This is a genomic window from Pseudoxanthomonas gei, from assembly GCF_010119615.1.
Classification (GTDB): Bacteria; Pseudomonadota; Gammaproteobacteria; order Xanthomonadales; family Xanthomonadaceae; genus Pseudoxanthomonas_A; species Pseudoxanthomonas_A gei.
Map to the genome: position 1 here is coordinate 270,267 of NZ_QOVG01000002.1, position 20,272 is coordinate 290,538.

Consider the following 20,272-nt stretch of genomic DNA (forward strand, 5'->3'; position numbering starts at 1 on the left):
AACACCTGGCCGGGCCGGCCAAGGGACCGGGGTCGCAAGCCACCACAGCAAACGGCCTGACATCTCGCGGCTCCAGGCAAGTCGTTCAAATACATTGCTCAAACACATTGCTCAAACAAATTCCATGAGGGCTTCAACGTGATCAAGAAGAACAAACTCGGTTTGGCGGTAGCAGGCGCGGTAGTGATGATTGCAATGGGTGGCCCGGCGGCATTCGCCGCCGCCCCGGACAAGACCGTGCCCGTCGCGCACCCCTATGCCAACCCCGACATGGGCGCCCGGATCATCGTCAAGTATCGCGATGCGAGCGGCAGCAATGCGGCGAAGCTGACGTCGGTGCGCTCGGCCGCATCGCGGGCCGGCGTGGTCCAGGGCCGCAGCGGCACCACCGCCACGCCGCTGGCCGTCAGCTTCGTGCGCAAGCTTGGCGTGGGTGCGGACGTGATCAAGCTGTCGCGCTCGCTGAGCGAGGCTGAAATGACCAACCTCACCCGTGAGATCGCGGCCGATGCAGCGGTGGAATTCGTCCAGGTCGATCGGCGCATGAGCCGCCTCAGCACGCCCAACGACCAGTACTACGCCACCTACCAATGGCATTTCAACAATGCAGTGGGCGGCATCAACGTACCCACCGCGTGGGACATTTCCACGGGCACCGGTGCGGTCGTGGCCGACCTGGACACTGGCATCCTGCCGGCCCATCCGGACATGAGCGCCAACCTGCTGCCGGGCTACGATTTCATCACCGATGCGTACGTGTCGCGCCGCGCGACCGATGATCGCGTCCCGGGCGCGCTCGACTATGGCGACTGGACCGACGGCAGCCAGGCCGAAATCGATTACTGCGGCGATGTGGGCGCCGAAGCGAGCTCGTGGCATGGCACGCACACCGCCGGCACCATCGCGGAAATGACCAACAACAGCATCGGCATGGCGGGTGTGGCGCATAACGCCAAGGTCCTGCCGGTGCGTGTGCTGGGCCGCTGTGGTGGTTACACCTCCGATATCGCCGATGCCATCATCTGGGCCTCGGGCGGGACGGTAGCCGGCGTGCCGGCCAACGCCAATCCGGCCGAAGTGATCAACATGAGCCTGGGCGGCGGCGGCGCCTGCGACACCGTGACCCAGGCCGCGATCAATACCGCCGTGGCCAACGGTACCGTGGTGGTGGTCTCGGCTGGCAACAGCAACGCCAACGCCGCGAACTATTCGCCGGCCAGCTGCGCCAACGTGATCACCGTGGGCGCCACCGGCATCAAGGGCGCGCGTGCGTACTACTCCAACTACGGGGCGCTGGTGGATATCTCGGCCCCGGGTGGTGGTGTCACCGACAGCACCGTGAATGCGGAAAAATACGTCTGGCAGGCCGGCTACAACGGAACCACCACGCCGACCTCCGGCGCCTACAGCTACATGGGCATGGCGGGTACCTCGATGTCGGCTCCGCATGTGTCCGGCGTGGCCGCACTGGTGCAGAGCGCGCTCATCGCCGGTGGCAAGGATCCGCTGACTCCCGCGGCGATGGAGGCACTGCTGAAGGAAACGGCCCGCGCATTCCCGGTCACCATTCCTGCCGCCACCCCGATCGGCGCCGGCATCCTCGATGCCAGGGCAGCGCTGGACAAGGCCCTGGAAGAGCCGTGCGATCCGGCGACCGAAACCTGCGGCCCGGTGGCCACGCCGCTGGTCAACAAGACCAACGTGACCGGCCTTTCCGGCGCAGCGGGCAGCGAGAGCCTGTACAGCTTCCAGGCGACCGCCGGCAGCGTGCTCAGCATCATGACCCTGGGCGGCACCGGCAACGTCGGCCTGTACGTCAGCTTCGATGAAGAGCCCACCACCAGCTCGGCCGACTTCACCTCGGTGCGTCCGGGCAACAGCGAAACGGTGCGCATCACGGCGCCGCAAGCGGGCACGTACTACATCAAGCTGGTCGGCAACGGCGCCTACAGCGGCGTGACCCTGGTGGCGCGCCAGTAAGCAGGCGCGTTTCACTGGTCTAAACGGAACCCCGGCCATGGCCGGGGTTCCTGCATCTGCGCTTCGCACGCGTGCGAACGCCTCCAAATTCAGGATGGAATCGCTGCTAGAGTGTGCCCCGGTTCCCTGCGGAGTACTGCATGAGCGCAGCGCTTTCACCCGACATCCAGCACCCGTCCATCGCCGCGATGGATGCGGAGGAAAGGATCGTCGCCGCCCTGCTGGAAAAAGGCAGGCTGAAGGATGCCGACCTGGTGCGCGCGCGCCGCCTGCAGGAAGAGACGGGCGGCAGCCTGTTGTCGTTGCTGGCGCGGCTGGGACTGGTGTCAGAGCGCGACCATGCCGAAACCTGTGCCGAGGTCCTGGGCCTGCAGCTGCTGGGCCTGAAACAGCTTCCCGAACTGCCGCCCGAACTGCTGCCCGAAGCGCAGCCGCTGTCGCCGCGCTTCCTGCGCCAGTTCCATGTCTGCCTGCTGGGCGAAAGCAAGGGCCAGCTGGACCTGTGGATGGCCGACCCCTACGATTCCTACGCCATCAAGGCGGTGCAGCTGGCCACCGGCATGCGCGTGCGCCCCTGGGTCGGGTTGCGTTCCGAGATCGACGACCTGGTCGAACGCTGGCACGGCCAGGGCCGCAGCGCGATGGGCACGATCGTGGAAGACGCCGATGGCGAAAGCACCGGCAACCTGGACGACGTGGAGCACCTGCGCGACCTGGCCTCCGAAGCGCCGGTGATCCGCCTGGTCAACCTGGTGATCCAGCGCGCGGTCGAGCTGCGCGCCTCCGATATCCACATCGAGCCGTTCGAGAACCGCCTGAAGGTCCGTTACCGCGTCGATGGCGTGCTCGAAGAGGGCGAGAGCCCGCCGGCCAACCTCACCGCCGCGGTGATCAGCCGGGTCAAGATCATGGCCAAGCTCAACATCGCCGAGCGCCGCCTGCCGCAGGACGGCCGCATCATGCTGCGCGTTCAGGGCAAGGAGCTGGACCTGCGCGTAAGCACCGTGCCGACCGCGCATGGCGAATCGGTGGTGATGCGCCTGCTCGATCGCGAAACCGTGGTCTTCGATTTCCACAGGCTCGGCTTCACCGACCACTTCCTGCCGCAGTTCCAGAAGGTGCTGGAGCAGCCGCATGGCATCCTGCTGGTCACCGGACCCACCGGCTCGGGAAAGACCACCACGCTGTACACGGCTTTGAGCAAGCTCAACACCGCCGACGTCAAGATCATCACCGTCGAGGATCCGGTCGAATACCAGATCGAGGGCATCAACCAGATCCAGGCCAAGCCGCAGATCGGGCTGGACTTCGCCCATGCGCTGCGCAGCATCGTGCGCCAGGACCCGGACATCATCATGATCGGCGAAATGCGCGACCTGGAGACCGCGCGCATCGCCATCCAGTCCGCGCTCACCGGCCACCTGGTGTTGTCCACCCTGCACACCAACAATGCCGCCGGCGGCATCACCCGCATGCTCGACATGGGAGTGGAGGATTACCTGCTCACCTCCACCATCAACGGCATCCTGGCCCAGCGCCTGGTGCGCCGGCTGGAGCCGGTGCACGCGGAAAAATACGCCGCGTCGCCCGAGGAAATCGAGAAGTTCGCGCTGCGCCGTTACCAGCCGCAGGGCGAGATCTTCCTGTACCGCCCACGCGCCTCGCCGCTGGCGCCGACCGGCTACTTGGGCCGCACCACGATCATGGAATTCCTGGTCATGAACGACGAGCTGCGCCGCGCGGTGATGCGCCATGCCGGCATGGGCGAACTGGAGCAGCTCGCACGCGACGCCGGCATGCGCACCATGTACGAGGACGGCATCGTCAAGGCGCTGAGCGGGCAGACCACGATCGAGGAGGTGTTGCGGGTTACGGAGGATGCGTAGTGCCGCGAGGTGGGAGATGGGAGGTGGGAAGCGGGAGGCGCGATAGTGCTTCGCGTTTTGTGCTGCCCGAGTGCATCACTAGGGTCTCAATGCAACCCGGAGTTTTTCAAGATCGTCATTCCCGCGAAGGCGGGAACCCAGCGACTTTGCTTTTGGAATGCTTATGGACAAGCAGCCTGCGACGTACATTCTGGCCAGCGAGCGGAACGGAACGCTTTACATTGGAGTCACCAGTAACCTTATAGCGAGGGTTTGGCAGCATCGTGAGCATGTAGTGGAAGGATTCACCAGCAAATACGAGGTGAGCGTATTGGTTTGGTACGAGTTCCACAGCGCGATGGAGGAAGCCATCCTTCGCGAGAAGCGGATAAAAAATTGGAACCGGGCGTGGAAGATCCGGTTGATCGAAGAAAAGAATCCCTATTGGAACGATCTCTGGAACGAAATAGCGGGATGAACGGCAAAGTCACTGGGTTCCCGCCTTCGCGGGAATGACGGCTGAAATGAATCGAATGACTACAAATCACTGCTATCCGTACATCAATAAGCAAAACCTAATAACTACCCAACAACTCATCCCTAGCCCACAACACCATGCCCCTCTACCACTACAAAGCCCTCAACACCCGCGGCGAAGTCCTTGACGGCCAGATGGAGGCCGCCAGCGACGTCGAGGTGGTGGCGCGGCTGCAGGAGCAGGGACATCTGCCGGTGGAGGCACGGCTGGCGACCGAGGGTGGTGGCGGCGGCTCATTGAAATCGCTGTTCCAGGCCAAGCCCTTCGCAGGCGAGCGGCTGGTGCAGTTCACCCAGCAACTGGCCACGTTGCTGGGGGCCGGGCAACCGCTGGACCGTGCGCTGAGCATCCTGCTGGAGCTGCCCGAGGACGAAAAGGCCCGGCGCACGATTGCCGACGTGCGCGACGCGGTGCGCGGCGGTGCGCCGTTGTCGGCGGCGCTGGAGCGCCAGCACGGCACGTTCTCGCGGCTCTACATCAACATGGTGCGCGCGGGCGAGGCCGGCGGCAGCCTGCATGAAACCCTGCAGCGGCTGGCCGATTATCTGGAGCGCAGCAGCGCGCTGCGCGGGCGCGTGATCAACGCGATGATCTATCCGGCGATCCTGGTGGTGGTGGTTGGCTTTGCGCTGCTGTTCCTGATGGGCTTCGTGGTGCCGCAATTCGCCCAGATGTATGAAAGCCTGGACGTCACGTTGCCCTGGTTCACGCGCATCGTCCTGGGCGTCGGCATGGGGGTGCGCGACTGGTGGCTGCTGCTGGTGCTGGCCCCCGCCGCGCTGCTGTGGTGGTTCGATCGCAAGCGCCGTGACCCGGTGTTCCGGGATCGCTTCGATGCCTGGATCCTGCAGCGCAAACTGGTCGGCCCGCTGATTGCCCGGCTGGAAACCGCGCGCCTGGCACGCACGCTGGGCACCTTGCTCAAGAACGGCGTGCCGCTGCTGGCCGCGCTGGGGATCGCGCGCAACGTGCTGGGCAACCGCGCACTGGCAACGGACGTGGATCAGGCCGCCGAGGACGTGAAGAACGGCCACGGCCTGTCGGTGTCGCTGGCCAAGGGCAAGCGTTTCCCGCGGCTGGCGCTGCAGATGGTGCAGGTGGGCGAAGAGTCCGGGGCCATGGACACGATGCTGCTGAAGGCCGCCGATACCTTCGAGCAGGAAACCGCGCAGGCCATGGACCGCATGCTCGCCGCCCTGGTGCCGGTGGTGACCCTGGTCTTGGCAGCCGTGGTGGCGGTGGTCATCATCGCCGTGCTGGTGCCGCTGTACGATCTGGCCGGCGCCATCAGCTGACCCTTAATCACGGAATACAAGATGCGAAACCCACGAAGCAATTCCCGCACGCCACGCCGCGGCCGCCAAGCCGGCTTCACCCTGATGGAAATCATCGTGGTGGTGATCCTGATCGGCGGCATCGTGGCGTTCGCCGCGACCCGCATCCTGGGCAACGCCGACCGCGCCAAGGTCCGGCTGGCGCAGGCCCAAGTGCAGACCGTCGCCGAGAAGATCCAGCAGTACGAGATGGACACCGGCAGCCTGCCCAACACGCTCGATGACCTGGTTGCCGCGCCCGGGGACGCCGGCGGCTGGCTGGGCCCGTACGCCAAGACGGCCGAGCTCAAGGACCCGTGGAACAAGCCCTACGAATATCGCGTTCCCGGTGACGGCGCGCCGTTCGACCTGCTGAGCCTGGGCAAGGACGGGCAGCCGGGCGGCGACAGCGTGAGCGCCGACATCAAGTACCAGCAGTAAGCCACAATGGAGCTTGTCGCCCGCGCTCGCGACAGGACATCGATGCCCGCGGCGCGTACTGCGCATGGCTTCACGCTGATCGAGATCCTGGTGGTGCTGGCGCTGATCGCCTTCGCCACCACGCTGGCCGCGGTGGCCTTCAGCGGCGGAGTGGACGGCATGCGCCTGCGTTCGAGTTCCAAGGAAATCGCCGCGCAGTTGCGTTACGCACGGACACTGGCCATCGCCACCGGCACGCCGCAGCGCTTCAGCATCGATCCTGCCGGGCATCGCTGGCAGGGCGCACGGCAACGCCACGGCCGCATTCCGGAATCATTGAGCGTCGAGTTCACCGGCGCGCGCCAGGCGGGCGTGCGCGGGGGCGAGGGCGGCATCCTGTTCTTCGCCGATGGCGCGTCCACCGGCGGACGCATCCAGCTGCAGGTCAAGCGGGCGGCCTGGCGCATCGACGTCGGCTGGCTGACCGGCGAGGTGAAGCTTGCGCGCGTCGACCCAGGCTTGCTGCAGTGAGGCCGGCGACACGCCACGCGCAGCGGGGCTTCATGCTCATTGAAGTGATCGTGGCATTCGCATTGCTGGCGCTGGCGCTGAGTTTCCTGCTGGGAGCGCTTTCCAGTGCGGCGCGACAGGTACGCATCGCCGAACAGTCCGGGCGGGCAACGCTGCATGCGCAGTCATTGCTGGCGCAGGTGGGAGTGGGTGAAACCCTGCAGGCAGGGCATAGTGCAGGCAGCCTGGAAGAAGGCCGCTATCGCTGGACCCTGGACGTGGCGCCCTACGCCGACCCGGCCCTGCCGGCTTCGTCCTCCACCGTCGATGCCGCGGCGCCGCGCCTGCTGGAACTGCGCCTGCACATGCAATGGGGGGACAGCGCGGCGCAGAAGCTGCAGTGGCAGACCTTGCGGCTGGCACCGGCCGACATCAACCAGCCCGCCCTGCCATGAACAATGCGAAGCAGGCCGCGGGCGGCTTTACCCTGATCGAAGTGCTGCTGGCGACCATGCTGCTGGTGATGGGGCTGGGCTTGGCATTCGCCACCCTGCGCGCCTCCACCACGGTGGTGCAGCGGGGCGAGCTCATCGCCCAGCGCAGCGAGCGCATGCGCGCGGTGGAGGGATTCCTGCGGCGCCGGCTGGCTGCCGCGCAGATGATCGCCTTCGCCACCGATCCCTCCACCCGGCAGCAATCGCGTTTCATCGGCGAGCCGCAGCGCATGCGCTTCGTTTCCGACCTGCCGGATTACCTGGGTCGTGGCGGACCCTACCTGCACGACCTGGTGGTCGCCGATGGCGGCAGTCGTCTGCTGGTTGCATTCCAGATGGTGCATGCGGGGCAGGCCATCGAGGAGGCGCAGCCACGACCGCCCGAAGCGCTCGCCGACGGACTGCGCGAGGTGCGTTTCCGTTATCGCGGGCTGAAGCCGGAGGGTGGGCTGGACGACTGGCAAAGCCAGTGGACGGCGAGCGAAACCCTGCCGCTGCAGGTGTCCATCGACATCGAAGCGGCCGACGGCAGCCGCTGGCCGGCGCTCATCGTCACCCTGGCCCAGGGCAGTGGTGGCGGCTACACCGGTCTCGATGGCAACACCGGTTTGCCGACCCGATGAGCAGGCAACGCGTACAAGGCGCGGCGCTGGTGCTGGTGCTGTGGCTGACCATGCTGCTGGCCACGCTGATCGTGGCCTTCACCCTCACCGCGGGTGTTGAATCGATGCAGGGCAAGGTGCTTGGCAAGGGCGCAGCCGCCCAGGAAGTCGCGCGCGCCGGGGTGGAGTACGCGCTTCTGCGGGTGGGCCAGGCCGATCCGGCCGTGCAATGGCTGCCCGATGGCCGGCCCTACCGCTGGGACTATGCCGGCAGCGTGGTGACCATCCGCATCGTCGACGAGACCGGCAAGGTCGACCTCAACCAGGCCGAGGCACCACTGCTCTCCGCGCTGGTGCGCACCGTTGGCGGCGAGCCGGCGCTGGCCGATGGCATCGCCGCGGCGATCATCGACTGGCGCGACAGCGACCCGCTGACCCAGCCGGCCGGTGGCGCCGAGGATCCGGACTATGCCGCCGCCGGCCTGCCGTACGGCGCCAAGGACGCACCGTTCGAATCGGTGGCCGAAGTGGAACAGGTGCTGGGTATGACGCCCGAACTCTACGCGCGGCTCGAGCCCAGCCTCACCCTCTACAGTGGCCGCCCGCAGCCTGATCCCACCTATGCGCAGGCCCCGGTGCTGACGGCGCTGGGGCTGGACCCGGGCGAATACGAAGCGCGTCGTCGCGGCGCCGTGGCTGCTATCGCAGGGCAGCAACTCGTGGGCGGCGGCACCGGCACGTATAGTATCCAGAGCCACGTCCGCACCGCCGAGGGAGGCGATGCGACAACCAGGACGGTAGTGCGCGCAGGCGGCGGCCCGGTGCCGGGCTCCGTGTACACCATTCTGCGCTGGGAGGAAGCTGCGGCACCCCGATGACTAGTCTCGACCACAGTCCCGCGCTGGCGGACCGTATCCGGCGTTATGGCGTTGGCACCGGCAGCTTTCTGATCTGGTGGCGCCAGGCGCTGGCCAGCTGGCTGCCCGCACGCTGGCGGGTGCTGCTGGGCCTGGCCCAGGACCGCCTGCTGCTGGCCGGTGCCGGCGAGGAAGTCCAGTTGCAGTGGCAGAACGGCAACGGCGTGCACGACGTCGTGCGCCTTCCGCTGCCCTTGCAGGACGCCGACCTGGAACGCGTGCTCGGCAATCGCCTGGCCGCATTGCCGCGCTGGCTGGTGCTGCCGCCGGGCCTGGTGCTCAGGCGCTCCATGCTGCTGCCGGCCGCCGCGGCCGAACGCTTGCGCGACGTGGTGGGTTTTGAAGTCGACCGGCAGACTCCCTTCAGTGCAGCCGCGGTGCGCTTCGATGCACGCCTGCTCGGGCGTCGCGCGGACGGCCAGCTGGAGGTGGAGCTGGTGGCGGTGCCGAAACCGGCGTTCGAGGAAGCGCTGTCCGCTTTGGGCGGACTGGCCGGCGGACTGGTCGGGGTGGACGCGCTGGACGCCGCGGGCACGCCGCTGGGGGTCAACCTGTTGCCGCAGGAGCAGCGCCGCAGCCGCAGCACTCCAATGCGTAGCTGGAACATGGTGCTCGTCGCAGTGGCCTTGCTCGCCGTGGTCGCCACTGCCTGGCAGGTGCTGGCCAACCGCCGCGATGCCGCGGCGGCGTTCAGCGCGCAAGTCGACGCGAGCGCGATCCAGGCCCGCAAGGTCGCCATCCAGCGCGACCGCCTGCGCGATATCGTCGAAGGAGCGAAGTTCCTGGACCGGGCGCGCGCCAGCCGGCCCACCACCGTGGAAGTGATCGACGAAGTCAGCCGCCGCCTTCCCGACAACACCTATCTGGAAAAGCTCGCCATCGAAGGCGATCGCCTGCTGCTGATCGGCCTGAGTCCCGAGGCCTCCGCGCTGGTCGGCAGGATGGAGGGCTCCAGCCTGTGGAAATCGCCCGCGCTCAGCGGCGCCCTGCAGCCGGACCCACGCACCCGTCGCGACCGCTTCAGCCTGACCGCCGACCTGGTCGGCACCCGCCCGGCGGCCACCGCCCCAGCAACGGGGGCTGCCAATGGCGATGCCCGTCGCTGAGCGCGACCGCTGGCTGGCGCTCGCGCTGCTGCTGGCGGTGCTGGGGATCGGCTACCTGCTGCTGGTCCATCCGTGGTGGACGGCGCCCATGCTGGCCGTGAACCAGGACATCGCCGCCAGCCAGGAACGCGAGCTGCGCGTGCGCACCCAGTTGCAGCAGGCACCCCAAGTGGAAGCCCAGCTGGCCGCAGCCCTGGTGCAGGAGGCGCAGCGACCGGGCTTCCTGCTCGAGTCCAGCGCCGAGCTGGCCACCGCAGGACTGGTGCAGCGACTGGAAACCGTGGTCGTCCAGGCCAGTCCTGGCAACCGCAGTTGCGCCATCAGCAATCGTTCGCCCATGCCGCAACCCGGCCGCGAGCGTTTCGAGCGGGTGGTCGTGCAGGTGCGCCTGCGCTGCGGCACGCCGGAACTGGCCGCGGTGCTGCATGCGCTGGAAAGTGGCACGCCGCGGTTGTTCATCGATAACCTCAACGTGCTGGCCCAGCGCTATGCCTATGTGTCGGCCGCGCCCGCTGCGGGCAGTGGTGGCCTGGACGTCAGCTTCGACCTGTATGGCTACCTGCGACCGGTTGCAGGCGCCACGGCCGCCAATGCCGCAGGACGGCCCGCTGCACGCAGGCCGCAGGTGACGGCTGCGCAGGGAGGCATGGATGGGATCTGACGCCATCGGACCGCGCACCTGGTTGCTGGTCGCCGTCGCCGGCTGGGCCGTGCTGGCCTGGGTGCTGGCGTTGTCCGGCATGGGCGGCGTGATCCGTCCGCTGCCCGCCGATCCCAGCCTGGTGCAACCGCTCCCGCAACTGCAGGCCGCGACGAACGAAAGACTCGGGCCGCTGGCGCAGTACGGGGAAATGAGCGCGCGTCCGTTGTTTTCCGAAAACCGCCAGCCGGAAGCCTTCTTCATTGCCGGCGAGGAAGGCGGCGAGCAGCCGCAGACCTTCGATTTCGAGCTGACCAGCGTGCTGATCAGCCCGGGACTGCAGTTGGCGATCCTGCAGTCCAGGGAAAGCGGGGAATCGGTACGGGTCAAGCTGGGTGAAGCACCCGATGCCGCACCCAACTGGCGGGTCATCGAGATAAGGCCGCGCAGCGTGGTGTTCGCCGGTCCGGAAGGCCAGCAGACCCTGGACCTGCGGGTGTTCGATGGCAGTGGTGGCCAGCCGCCTACGCCTTCCCAGGCAGCGGCCGGGCCGGGCGCAACCACAGCCCCCGCGCAGCCCCCCAGGCAGACGCCGACGCCTACACCCGTACCGGTGTCGCCCGCAGCTCCGGCGATGCCCGTACCCACGGCCAGCGGCGCGACTGCCGAACCCGTGCTCACCACCGAGCAGCAGATGGACCTGATCCGCAAGCGTATCGAGGCAAGACGCGCGCAACTGCGCGAGCAGGGCGCAGTCCCGCCAACCCCAGACAAGACAAAGTAGAGTGCAGGCATGACCTCACGTTTCATCCTTATCTCCGTGTTGGCGGGCCTGCTGGCTGCGTGCGCGACCGTTCCTACCCCGGACGTGCGCCGCAAGGGCAATCCCGATCGCGTTGTGGTCGCCGGCAGCGGCGTACAGACCTCGCCATTGGATGTGGTGGAAGAGCCGCAGGCCGGACCGCAGGCAGTGATCCGTCGTGGCAGCGGCCAGGTGATCAACCGCAGCGCCGCCGCCGCGGCCCCGCCGTCACTGTCCAACCTCAGTGGCAGCGGCGCGACCTTCAATTTCGAAGGCGAATCCGTGCATGCGGTGGTCAAGGCCATCCTCGGCGACATGCTGGGCCAGAACTACGTGATCGCGCCGGGCGTGCAGGGCACGGTCACCCTGGGCACGCCCAAGCCGGTGTCGCCGGCCCAGGCCATGACCCTGCTGGAACAGGTGCTGGGCCAGAACAACGCGCGCATGGTCTACAGCGACGGCCGCTACAACATCGTGCCCGCCGACCAGGCGCTGTCCGGCACGCTGTCGCCGCGCACCGGACCGGCTGCCAATGCCCGTGGCTTCGAGGTGCGGGTGGTGCCGCTGCGCTTCATCTCGGCCAGCGAAATGAAGAAGGTGCTGGAGCCCTATTCCCGTCCCAACGCCATCGTCGGCGTGGACAACTCGCGCAACGTGATCACCCTGGCCGGTACCCGCAGCGAGCTGGAAAACTACCTGCGCACGGTGGAGATTTTCGACGTCAACTGGCTGGCGGGGATGTCGGTGGGCGTGTTCCCGCTGCAGTCCGGGCGCGCCACCAAGGTGGTCGCCGACCTGGAGAAGGTGTTTGGCGAAACCAGCAAGACGCCCAGCGCCGGCATGTTCCGCTTCATGCCGCTGGAAGGCGCCAACGCGGTGCTGGTGATCACGCCGCAGGCGGCCTACCTGGATGACATCCAGGACTGGCTGGAACGCATCGACGGCGCCGGCGACGGCGCGCGCCTGTTTTCCTACGAACTGAAGTACATCAAGGCCAAGGACCTGGCCGACCGCCTGGCCGAGGTGTTCGGCGCCGGCCGCAGTGGCAGCCAGCAGACCGGCGGCGACAGCCCGGCCTCGCTGATGCCCGGCACCGACCCGGTGCAGATCCGAGACGGCGCCAATGGCGGCAGCGTCGACTTCGGCGGCAGCGGCAGTGATTCCTCTGCCGGCAGCAGCGGCGGCGGGCTTGGCAACGGATCGCTGTCGCTCAACCAGCGTACCGGCGGCAACGGCAGCGTGACCCTGGAAGTGGAAGGAGACCGGGTCGGCGTCTCCGCCGTGGAAGAAAACAACACGCTGCTGGTGCGCGCCAGCGCCAGCGCCTGGAAATCGATCAAGGATGTGATCGAGAAGCTGGACGTGATGCCGCTGCAGGTCCACATCGAGGCGCAGATCGCCGAGGTCAACCTGACCGGCGACCTCAGCTATGGCGTCAACTGGTACTTCGAGAATGCCGTCACCGCTGCGCCGCCAGCCGGTCCGGGCCTGCCCAGCGCGCTTGGCCGCGACATCTGGGGCGACATCGCCGGCAGCATCACCGGCAGCGCCGGGCTGGGCTGGACCTTCCTGGGCAGGAATGCGGCCGCAGTCATCACCGCGCTCGACCAGATCACCGACGTGCGCCTGCTGCAGACGCCGTCGGTGTTCGTGCGCAACAACGCGGAGGCCACGCTCAACGTGGGCAGCCGCATCCCGATTTCCTCGGTCACGGTCAATCCCGGCCTTGGCGGGGACAACACCTACAGCCAGGTGCAATACCTGGACACCGGCATCATCCTGAAGGTGCGCCCACGGGTGACCCGCGACGGCATGGTGTTCCTGGACATCGTGCAGGAAGTCAGCACCCCGGGCGACATCCCCGATGAGAACGGCAACGTCCGCATCAACACGCGCAGGTTGAAGACCGAGGCGGCGGTGCAGGCCGGCGATACGGTGATGCTGGCCGGCCTGATCAGCGACTCGGCCTCCAACGGCTCTTCCGGGGTGCCGGGCCTGAGCCGGCTGCCGATCATCGGCTCGCTGTTCGGCAAGAAGACGCAGAACTCGACCCGCAACGAAGTCATCATCCTGCTGACGCCCACGATCGTGCGCAACCCGCAGGAAGCGCGCAACCTGACTGACGAGTACGGGCAGAAGTTCCACGCGCTCGACCCGCTGCAGACACCGAAGAAGAAGTGAGCCCGGCACCCGCCGCTGCGCTGCCCGTCATCCTGCTGCCGGTCGGCGTCGACGACGACGCGCTGGACGCCTGCCTGGGCTCGCTGGATGCCGGCACCCCGGCAGGCACGCGCATCTGGCTGGCCGACGACGCCCAGGCCGGGCCGCGCGCCGCCGTCATCATCGAGCGCTGGCTGAAGCGCACGCCGCTGCAGGCCGACTACACGCGCCGCCACAGCATGATCGGCGAGGTCGCGCACCTGGATGAAATGCTGAAGGCCTGTGCGGGCGCGGACGTGGTGGTGCTGGCGCCTGACGCCCAGCCGCTGCCCGGCTGGCTGCAGCAACTGGCGGCCTGCTTTGCCCGTGATGCCTCCATCGCCAGCGCCACCCCCTGGTGCAATGCCGGCGAAGCGGCCTCGTGGCCGCAGCTGGGCGAAATCACCGCGCCTCCGGTCGACTTCGAGCGCACCGCCGCCGCCTGCGCGGCCATGCCGCCCGTGCATCCCGAGCTTCCCTGCGCGGTCAACCATGCCGTTGCCCTGCGCGGCAGCGCGCGCCAGCGCGCCGGCGGCCTGGATGCCAGCAGTTACGCTTCCTGGTATGCGGCGCTGATCGATCTTTCGCTGCGCATGTCGGGACTGGGCTGGCGCAATGCGCTGTGCGAAACCGCGTTCGTGGCCCGCGGCGGCGAAGGTCTCCCCGCCGATGGCGACATGGATACCCTCAACGTGCGCTGGCCGGCCTGGCATGCGCGGCTGGCGAACTTCCTGATGCAGGATCCCCTGCGCACCCAGCGCGAGCAGCTGGCCGCGCTGTACGCAAAGACTGCATCGCCGGAGCCGCAGCGTGAACTCTTCCACTGACCCGCGCGACATCGCCGCCATCGTGGTCAGCCACGAAAGCGCCAGCACCCTGGACGAATGCCTGAAGCGGCTGCGTGCCGCCCACGGCGTCTGCGAGATCCGCATCATCGACAACGCCTCGGTGGACGGCACGCTGGACCTGATCCAGCGCCACGCGGCCCAGGATGCGCGCGTGCGCTTCATCGGCAATCCCGACAATCCCGGCTTCGCGGTGGCCTGCAACCAGGGCGCGAAGGAATCCGCCGCGTCGTGGCTGGCGTTCGTCAATCCGGACCTGATGGTGGAAATCGATACGCTGTCGCGGTTGCGCGCGCATGCCGATGCCCTGTGCGGCAATGTCGTGCTCGGCGTGGACCTGGTGGATGAGTCCGGGATGCTGGACGAGGCGGCGCGTCGCCGGGATCCTGATTTTGGTGCCATGGTGGCGTCGCCCGCGGCGTCACGTCTGGGGATTGCCGCCGATCGGGAATCCAGCGTGCAGGTCGTGGATGCAGTCTCCGGTGCATTGATGCTGATGCCGCGTGCCCTGTTCGACACCTTGCACGGTTTCGATGAAGGTTATCGCCTGCATGCCGAAGACCTGGACCTGTGCCGCCGCGCGCGCACGGCCGGGGCGATCGTGGCCATCGCCAACGACATCCGCGTGCTGCACGTGCGCGGCGTGTCCAGCCGCGCGCGGCCGCTGTTCGTGGAGTGGCACAAGCACCGCGGGCTGTGGCGGTACTTCAGCAAGTTCGAGGCGCCGCGGCGCAGCCTGTTGACCCGGGCCATGGTGTTCGCGTCGATCTGGTTGCGGTTCGGGTGGGTGGTCGTGGGAAAATACGTCTCCACAAGAACCGGCGACAGGCATTGAATATCCTTCAAGCAGGAAACTGCGCCAGTTGCGATCGCGCCATCGACGGCGCCCTGCAAAAGTTCTGCCCGGCCTGCGGCCAGCCCACGCCGGCGCATCGCATCGACTGGCATTTCCTCGGCCACGAACTGGAGCACAGCGTGCTGCACATGGACCGGGGCATCCTGTACTCGCTGAAGGAGCTGATGTTGCGGCCCGGCCATCTGATGCGTGATTACATCAACGGGCGCCGCGGCCACCAGGCCAAGCCGTTGCTGATGCTGATGGTGATGGCGGCCGTGGTGGTGATTCTCAGTAAATACCTGGCCGGCGAGGGAGTCGCTGACGCCGCAATGATGGCCGGAGCGGCAGCGGCCACAGAAGGCAGCGGGGGCGTGCCTGTGGACAAGGCGCTGCTGGACAAGACCACCCGCATGGCGGCCGACTTGATGAACCAGTACTTCGCCGCGTTCACCTTGCTGCTGCTGCCGCTGGAGGCGGCCGCATTCCGTCTGGCGTTCCGTCGCGTGGGCAACCTCAATTACCCCGAATGGCTGGTGATCACCGCCTTGCTTACGGTGCAGGCTTTCGTGTTCTGGGCCGCCCTGCTGGTCCTGCATCGATGGATACCGCAACCGGCGATCTGGGCGTTGTTGCTGTCGATGGTTTACGCGGTGTTTTCCCTGGTCCAGTTCTTTCAGGGCTATCCGCGCTGGAAATCCGTGCTGCGTACGCTCCTGGGCCTGGCAATCTTCATGGTCATGAACATGGTGGTCAGCCAAGTCGTGGCGATGCTGCTGTTCCTTTCGATGCGCTGACCCGAGTGCTGCTTCGCTCGCCGGACCCACGCGAGGGGTTACGGCCTGGAGTGCAAGGGTGTATCGGGGATCAACGGCAGCAGGAACGAGACGCCCGCCAGTCGGCGTTTGCTCGCAGCGTCAATCTTCCTGGCAATGAGCGGTCAGGTCGACCGGGCGCGCACCAGATCCTGTAGGAGCGACGCAGGTCGCGAAGCTTCCATCGTCCGGACGGCGATGGCTCGGCGACCCGCACTGCTCCTGCAAAATCCGGGATCAGGCGACCGGGCTGCGATGTAGTGGTCAGGTGTGACGCATCGGCAAAATCGCGCTGCACGCGGTGCTTTTCAGATCAGGAACAAAGTCCGTGGATTCCCGCCTGCGCGGGGATGACAGATTGGCCAAGCCGCGCTGCAAGCGGTGCTTTTCAGATGAAGAACAAAGTCGCTGGATCCCCGCCTGCGCGGGGATGACAGATAGGCTAAGCCGCGCTGCGCGCGGTGCTTTCAGATGAGGAACAAGGTCGCTGGATCCCCGCCTGCGCGGGGATGACAGATAGGCTAAGCCGCGCTGCGCGCGGTGCTTTCAGATGAGGAACAAAGTCGCTGGATCCCCGCCTGCGCGGGGATGACGCATTGGCAAAACCGCGCTGCGCGCGGGCCAATGCGTCACTTCAGTGCCTTGAACCTCAGGCGTTTGGGTTGCGCGCCTTCGGCGCCCATGCGGCGCTTCTTGTCTTCTTCGTATTCGCGGTAGTTGCCCTGGAAGTACTCCACGTGCGAGTCGCCTTCGAAGGCGAGGATGTGGGTGGCGATGCGATCCAGGAACCAGCGGTCATGGGAAATGACCACAGCGCAGCCCGGGAACTCCAGCACTGCATCTTCCAGCGCGCGCAGGGTTTCGATGTCCAGGTCGTTGGACGGTTCGTCGAGCAGCAGCACGTTGCCGCCCTGCAGCAGGGTCTTGGCCAGGTGCAGGCGGCCGCGCTCGCCGCCTGACAGCGTGCCGACCAGCTTCTGCTGGTCCTGGCCCTTGAAATTGAAGCGGCCGATGTAGGCGCGCGACTGGATCTCGACGCCATTGATGTTGAGGATGTCGGCGCCGCCGCTGACCTCCTGGAACACATTGTGGTTGCCGGTCAGGGCGTCGCGGCTCTGGTCGACGTAGGCGATCTTGGTGCTGGGACCCTTGACGACTTCGCCCTTGTCCGGCGTTTCCTGGCCGGTGATCATCTTGAACAGCGTCGACTTGCCCGCGCCGTTGGGGCCGATGATGCCGACGATGGCGCCCGGCGGGATGATGAAGCTCAGGTCGTCGATCAGCAGGCGGTCGCCAAAGCTCTTGGACACGTTCTTGAACTCGATCACCGACTGGCCCAGGCGCTCGCCGGGCGGGATGAAGATCTCGTTGGTCTCGTTGCGCTTCTGGTATTCGACCGAGTTCAGTTCTTCGAACCTGGCCATGCGTGCCTTGCCCTTGGTGCGGCCGCCCTTGGCGTTGCTGCGCACCCACTCCAGTTCCTTGGCCAGGGCCTTCTGGCGCGCCTTTTCGCCGGACTCTTCCTGCTTCAGGCGCTCGGATTTCTGCTCCAGCCAGGCGGTGTAGTTGCCTTTCCACGGGATGCCCTTGCCGCGATCCAGTTCCAGGATCCATTCGGCCACGTTCTCCAGGAAGTAGCGGTCATGGGTGACGGCGACCACGGTGCCGGTGTAGCGGGCCAGGAATTGCTCCAGCCATTCAACCGACTCGGCGTCCAGGTGGTTGGTCGGTTCATCCAGCAGCAGCATGTCCGGCTTCTGCAGCAGCAGCTGGCACAGGGCCACGCGGCGCTTCTCGCCACCGGACAACTTGCCGATGATCGCGTCCCACGGCGGCAGGCGCAGCGCGTCGGCGGCCACGTCCAGCTGGTGTTCCAGGGTATGCGCGTCATTGTTGGCCAGGATGGCTTCCAGGCGCTGCTGGTCGATGGCCAGCTTGTCGAAGTCCGCGCCTTCCTCGGCATAGGCCTCATAGATCTTGTCGAGTGCGGCCTGGGCCTTGAGCACTTCGCCGACGCCTTCTTCCACCGCCTCGCGCACCGTGTGCTCGGGGTTGAGCTGCGGCTCCTGGGCCAGGTAGCCGACCTTGATGCCGGCGGCAGGGCGTGCTTCGCCGCTGAAATCGGAGTCCACGCCGGCCATGATTTTGAGAACGGTGGACTTGCCCGCGCCGTTCAGGCCCAGCAGGCCGATCTTGGCCCCCGGGAAGAAGGACAGCGAGATGTCCTTGATGATCTGGCGCTTCGGCGGCACGACTTTGCTGACGCCGTTCATGGTGTAGATGTATTGCGACATGGGGTCTCCGGGGAAGGCACTGCCGTGCCCGCGCAAGGCTGGCGCGGTGGCGAAAATCGAGAAAGGGCGAATTATACGGGCTGCGGCCCGCTGGCTGGGGTCTTAACGGTTTTCTACAAATCCATTTACAGAAGGCCGTGGTTCAGCACGTCCATTCGATATTCAACCCACCAGGGCAAACAGGAGGTGGATACGATGAATTACGTGATCAAGACCGGCTTGGCGCTGCTGTTCGCGGCGACCGTGGCCTCCGCCCCCGCAATGGCCCGTGATCACCACAGAGACCGCGAGCACGGCAGCCGGGGTTATGAGCGTGAGTGGAGTGACCGCGGTGTAGGGCGCTACGAAACGCGCCAGAGAAGGGAAGACGGCAACTACCGCGCTTACATGCACAATGACCGTAATTACCGCCCCGCCCCGCCCCGCGTCGTTTACCGGCCGGCCTATCGGTCCTCGTATGGCAACGCGGGCTACGGACCCCCGCGCTGGGCCCGGGGCGCACGCTACTACGGTGACGGCTATGGCCCGACCTATGTGGTCAACGATTACCGGGGCTATGGTCTTCGTGCTCCGCCTCGCGGCCAGTACTGGCGCCGCAGCGACGCAGGCGACTACCTGCTGGTCGCCGTGGCCACGGGCATCATCACCGACCTGATCCTGCGTCACTGATAGTCCCAGAGGATCTGTTTGAACGGAAAAGCGCGCCGCAAGGCGCGCTTTTTCTTTGTGGGCAGGCGTTTACCCCTCACAACTCCGTTCCATTCACTTCTTTTGTAGGGGCGGGAGCGGGGGGCTACAATCGGCAGCCCGATCCCTCCCGGAGCTCCGATGTTCCAGCGCAACGCCCGCATTGAAGGTTACGACCCCGAACTGGCCGCCGCGATCGCGTCGGAGAACCGCCGCCAGGAGGACCACGTCGAGCTGATCGCCTCCGAGAACTACTGCAGCGCACTGGTGATGGAAGCCCAAGGCAGCCAGCTGACCAACAAGTACGCAGAGGGCTACCCGGGCAAGCGCTATTACGGCGGCTGCGAATACGTCGACATTGCCGAGAAGCTGGCCATCGAGCGGGTCAAGCAGCTGTTCGGCGCCGACTACGCCAACGTGCAGCCGCATTCGGGCTCGCAGGCGAACCAGGCCGTCTACCTGGCGCTGCTGAGCCCCGGCGACAGGATCCTGGGCATGTCGCTGGCCCATGGCGGCCACCTGACCCACGGTGCCAAGGTCAATATCTCCGGCAAACTGTTCGATGCCATGCAGTACGGCGTCAACGAGCAGGGCCTGATCGATTACGACGAAGTCGAGCGCCTGGCGCTGGAACACAAGCCGAAGATGGTGGTCGCTGGTTTCAGTGCCTATTCCCAGGTGGTCGACTGGGCGCGCTTCCGCGCCATCGCCGACAAGGTGGGCGCCTATCTGTTCGTCGACATGGCCCATGTCGCCGGCCTGGTGGCCGCGGGTGTCTATCCCAATCCGTTGCCACATGCGCACGTAGTCACCTCGACCACGCACAAGACCCTGCGCGGTCCGCGCGGCGGCATCATTGTCGCCAAAGGGGCGGGCGAAGAGATCGAGAAGAAGCTGCAGAGCATCGTCTTCCCCGGCATCCAGGGCGGCCCGCTGATGCACGTGATCGCGGCAAAGGCGGTGGCCTTCAAGGAAGCGCTGGAGCCGGAATTCAAGGCCTACCAGGCGCAGGTGGTGAAGAACGCGCAGGCCATGGCCAAGACGATCATTTCCCGCGGCTACAAGATCGTCTCGGGCGGCACCGAGAACCACCTGATGCTGGTCGACATGATCGGCAAGGGCGTCACCGGCAAGGCCGCCGAGGAAGCGCTGGGCAAGGCCCACATCACCGTCAACAAGAACGCAGTGCCGAACGATCCGCAGAAGCCCTTCGTGACCTCGGGCCTGCGTCTGGGCACGCCTGCGGTCACGACCCGCGGTTACCTGGAACCGGATTGCGTGGCCCTGGCGAACTGGATCTGCGACGTGCTGGATGCGCCGGGCGATGAAAATGTCATCGCCGGAGTGCGTGATAACGTCGAGAAGCAGTGCGCGAAGTTCCCGGTGTACGGATGAGCGGGTTGCGCTACG

At 66.5% G+C, this 20,272-nt stretch carries 19 protein-coding genes; 18 read left to right on the top strand and 1 reads right to left on the bottom strand.

Translation table 11 applies throughout. The annotated features are described in order from the left end of the window. The first annotated feature begins 138 nt into the window (after nucleotides 1-138). The 16 genes from DT603_RS04135 to DT603_RS04210 all read left to right on the top strand — a co-directional run bounded on the left by DT603_RS04135 (nucleotide 139) and on the right by DT603_RS04210 (nucleotide 15,863). Nucleotides 139-1,980, top strand: coding sequence for a S8 family peptidase (locus tag DT603_RS04135; RefSeq protein WP_343037715.1), 1,842 nt, complete (start codon nucleotides 139-141; stop codon nucleotides 1,978-1,980). Between the two features lie 188 nt (nucleotides 1,981-2,168). Then, nucleotides 2,169-3,866 (top strand): type II secretion system ATPase GspE, encoded by a 1,698-nt coding sequence (gspE, locus tag DT603_RS04140; RefSeq protein WP_162348762.1) that lies wholly within the window; start codon nucleotides 2,169-2,171, stop codon nucleotides 3,864-3,866. Between the two features lie 163 nt (nucleotides 3,867-4,029). Further along, entirely contained in the window at nucleotides 4,030-4,323 is a 294-nt protein-coding gene (locus DT603_RS04145) for a GIY-YIG nuclease family protein (RefSeq protein ID WP_162348587.1), read from the top strand. A 137-nt stretch (nucleotides 4,324-4,460) separates the two neighbouring features. Further along, nucleotides 4,461-5,678, top strand: a complete 1,218-nt coding sequence (gene xpsF / locus DT603_RS04150; RefSeq protein WP_162348588.1) for a type II secretion system protein XpsF — start codon at nucleotides 4,461-4,463, stop codon at nucleotides 5,676-5,678. A gap of 21 nt (nucleotides 5,679-5,699) precedes the next feature. After that, the gene (gspG, locus tag DT603_RS04155; RefSeq protein ID WP_162348589.1) at nucleotides 5,700-6,137 is read left to right on the top strand and encodes a type II secretion system major pseudopilin GspG; all 438 of its coding nucleotides are present in this window, start codon (nucleotides 5,700-5,702) and stop codon (nucleotides 6,135-6,137) included. A gap of 42 nt (nucleotides 6,138-6,179) precedes the next feature. Then, the gene (gene xpsH / locus DT603_RS04160; protein WP_425500930.1) at nucleotides 6,180-6,647 is read left to right on the top strand and encodes a type II secretion system protein XpsH; all 468 of its coding nucleotides are present in this window, start codon (nucleotides 6,180-6,182) and stop codon (nucleotides 6,645-6,647) included. Nucleotides 6,648-6,679: 32 nt separating this feature from the next. After that, nucleotides 6,680-7,081 carry a type II secretion system protein XpsI gene (xpsI, locus tag DT603_RS04165; protein WP_162348591.1) on the top strand — a complete coding sequence of 134 codons (402 nt, stop codon included), beginning with the start codon at nucleotides 6,680-6,682 and terminating at the stop codon, nucleotides 7,079-7,081. Beyond that, nucleotides 7,078-7,743: a general secretion pathway protein GspJ gene (locus DT603_RS04170; protein ID WP_162348592.1), complete on the top strand. Its 666-nt coding sequence runs from the start codon at nucleotides 7,078-7,080 to the stop codon at nucleotides 7,741-7,743. The genes xpsI and DT603_RS04170 overlap by 4 nt, the downstream gene beginning before the upstream one ends. Beyond that, the gene (locus DT603_RS04175) at nucleotides 7,740-8,600 is read left to right on the top strand and encodes a type II secretion system minor pseudopilin (protein WP_162348593.1); all 861 of its coding nucleotides are present in this window, start codon (nucleotides 7,740-7,742) and stop codon (nucleotides 8,598-8,600) included. The genes DT603_RS04170 and DT603_RS04175 overlap by 4 nt, the downstream gene beginning before the upstream one ends. After that, entirely contained in the window at nucleotides 8,597-9,745 is a 1,149-nt protein-coding gene (locus DT603_RS04180) for a PilN domain-containing protein (protein WP_162348594.1), read from the top strand. The genes DT603_RS04175 and DT603_RS04180 overlap by 4 nt, the downstream gene beginning before the upstream one ends. Continuing rightward, on the top strand, nucleotides 9,726-10,406 hold the full coding sequence (gspM, locus tag DT603_RS04185; RefSeq protein ID WP_162348595.1) for a type II secretion system protein GspM: 681 nt from the start codon (nucleotides 9,726-9,728) through the stop codon (nucleotides 10,404-10,406). The genes DT603_RS04180 and gspM overlap by 20 nt, the downstream gene beginning before the upstream one ends. After that, nucleotides 10,396-11,169, top strand: coding sequence for a general secretion pathway protein GspN (locus DT603_RS04190; RefSeq protein WP_162348596.1), 774 nt, complete (start codon nucleotides 10,396-10,398; stop codon nucleotides 11,167-11,169). The genes gspM and DT603_RS04190 overlap by 11 nt, the downstream gene beginning before the upstream one ends. Before the next feature lie 9 nt (nucleotides 11,170-11,178). Further along, complete coding sequence (gene gspD, locus DT603_RS04195) at nucleotides 11,179-13,368, top strand: type II secretion system secretin GspD (protein ID WP_162348597.1); 2,190 nt, start codon at nucleotides 11,179-11,181, stop codon at nucleotides 13,366-13,368. Beyond that, nucleotides 13,365-14,213 (top strand): glycosyltransferase family 2 protein, encoded by an 849-nt coding sequence (locus tag DT603_RS04200; protein ID WP_162348598.1) that lies wholly within the window; start codon nucleotides 13,365-13,367, stop codon nucleotides 14,211-14,213. The genes gspD and DT603_RS04200 overlap by 4 nt, the downstream gene beginning before the upstream one ends. Further along, nucleotides 14,197-15,066, top strand: coding sequence for a glycosyltransferase (locus tag DT603_RS04205; protein ID WP_162348599.1), 870 nt, complete (start codon nucleotides 14,197-14,199; stop codon nucleotides 15,064-15,066). Before DT603_RS04200 ends, DT603_RS04205 begins: the two co-directional genes overlap by 17 nt. After that, on the top strand, nucleotides 15,063-15,863 hold the full coding sequence (locus DT603_RS04210) for a DUF3667 domain-containing protein (RefSeq protein WP_162348600.1): 801 nt from the start codon (nucleotides 15,063-15,065) through the stop codon (nucleotides 15,861-15,863). Before DT603_RS04205 ends, DT603_RS04210 begins: the two co-directional genes overlap by 4 nt. A 647-nt stretch (nucleotides 15,864-16,510) precedes the next feature. On the opposite strand, the gene ettA is transcribed toward DT603_RS04210, so the two are convergent. Then, nucleotides 16,511-18,175, bottom strand: a complete 1,665-nt coding sequence (ettA, locus tag DT603_RS04215) for an energy-dependent translational throttle protein EttA (protein WP_162348601.1) — start codon at nucleotides 18,173-18,175, stop codon at nucleotides 16,511-16,513. 195 nt (nucleotides 18,176-18,370) lie between these two features. Between ettA and DT603_RS04220 the strand changes: the two genes are divergently transcribed. After that, on the top strand, nucleotides 18,371-18,844 hold the full coding sequence (locus tag DT603_RS04220; RefSeq protein WP_162348602.1) for an RcnB family protein: 474 nt from the start codon (nucleotides 18,371-18,373) through the stop codon (nucleotides 18,842-18,844). 159 nt (nucleotides 18,845-19,003) lie between these two features. After that, nucleotides 19,004-20,257 carry a serine hydroxymethyltransferase gene (glyA, locus tag DT603_RS04225; protein WP_162348603.1) on the top strand — a complete coding sequence of 418 codons (1,254 nt, stop codon included), beginning with the start codon at nucleotides 19,004-19,006 and terminating at the stop codon, nucleotides 20,255-20,257. Nucleotides 20,258-20,272 lie beyond the last annotated feature (15 nt).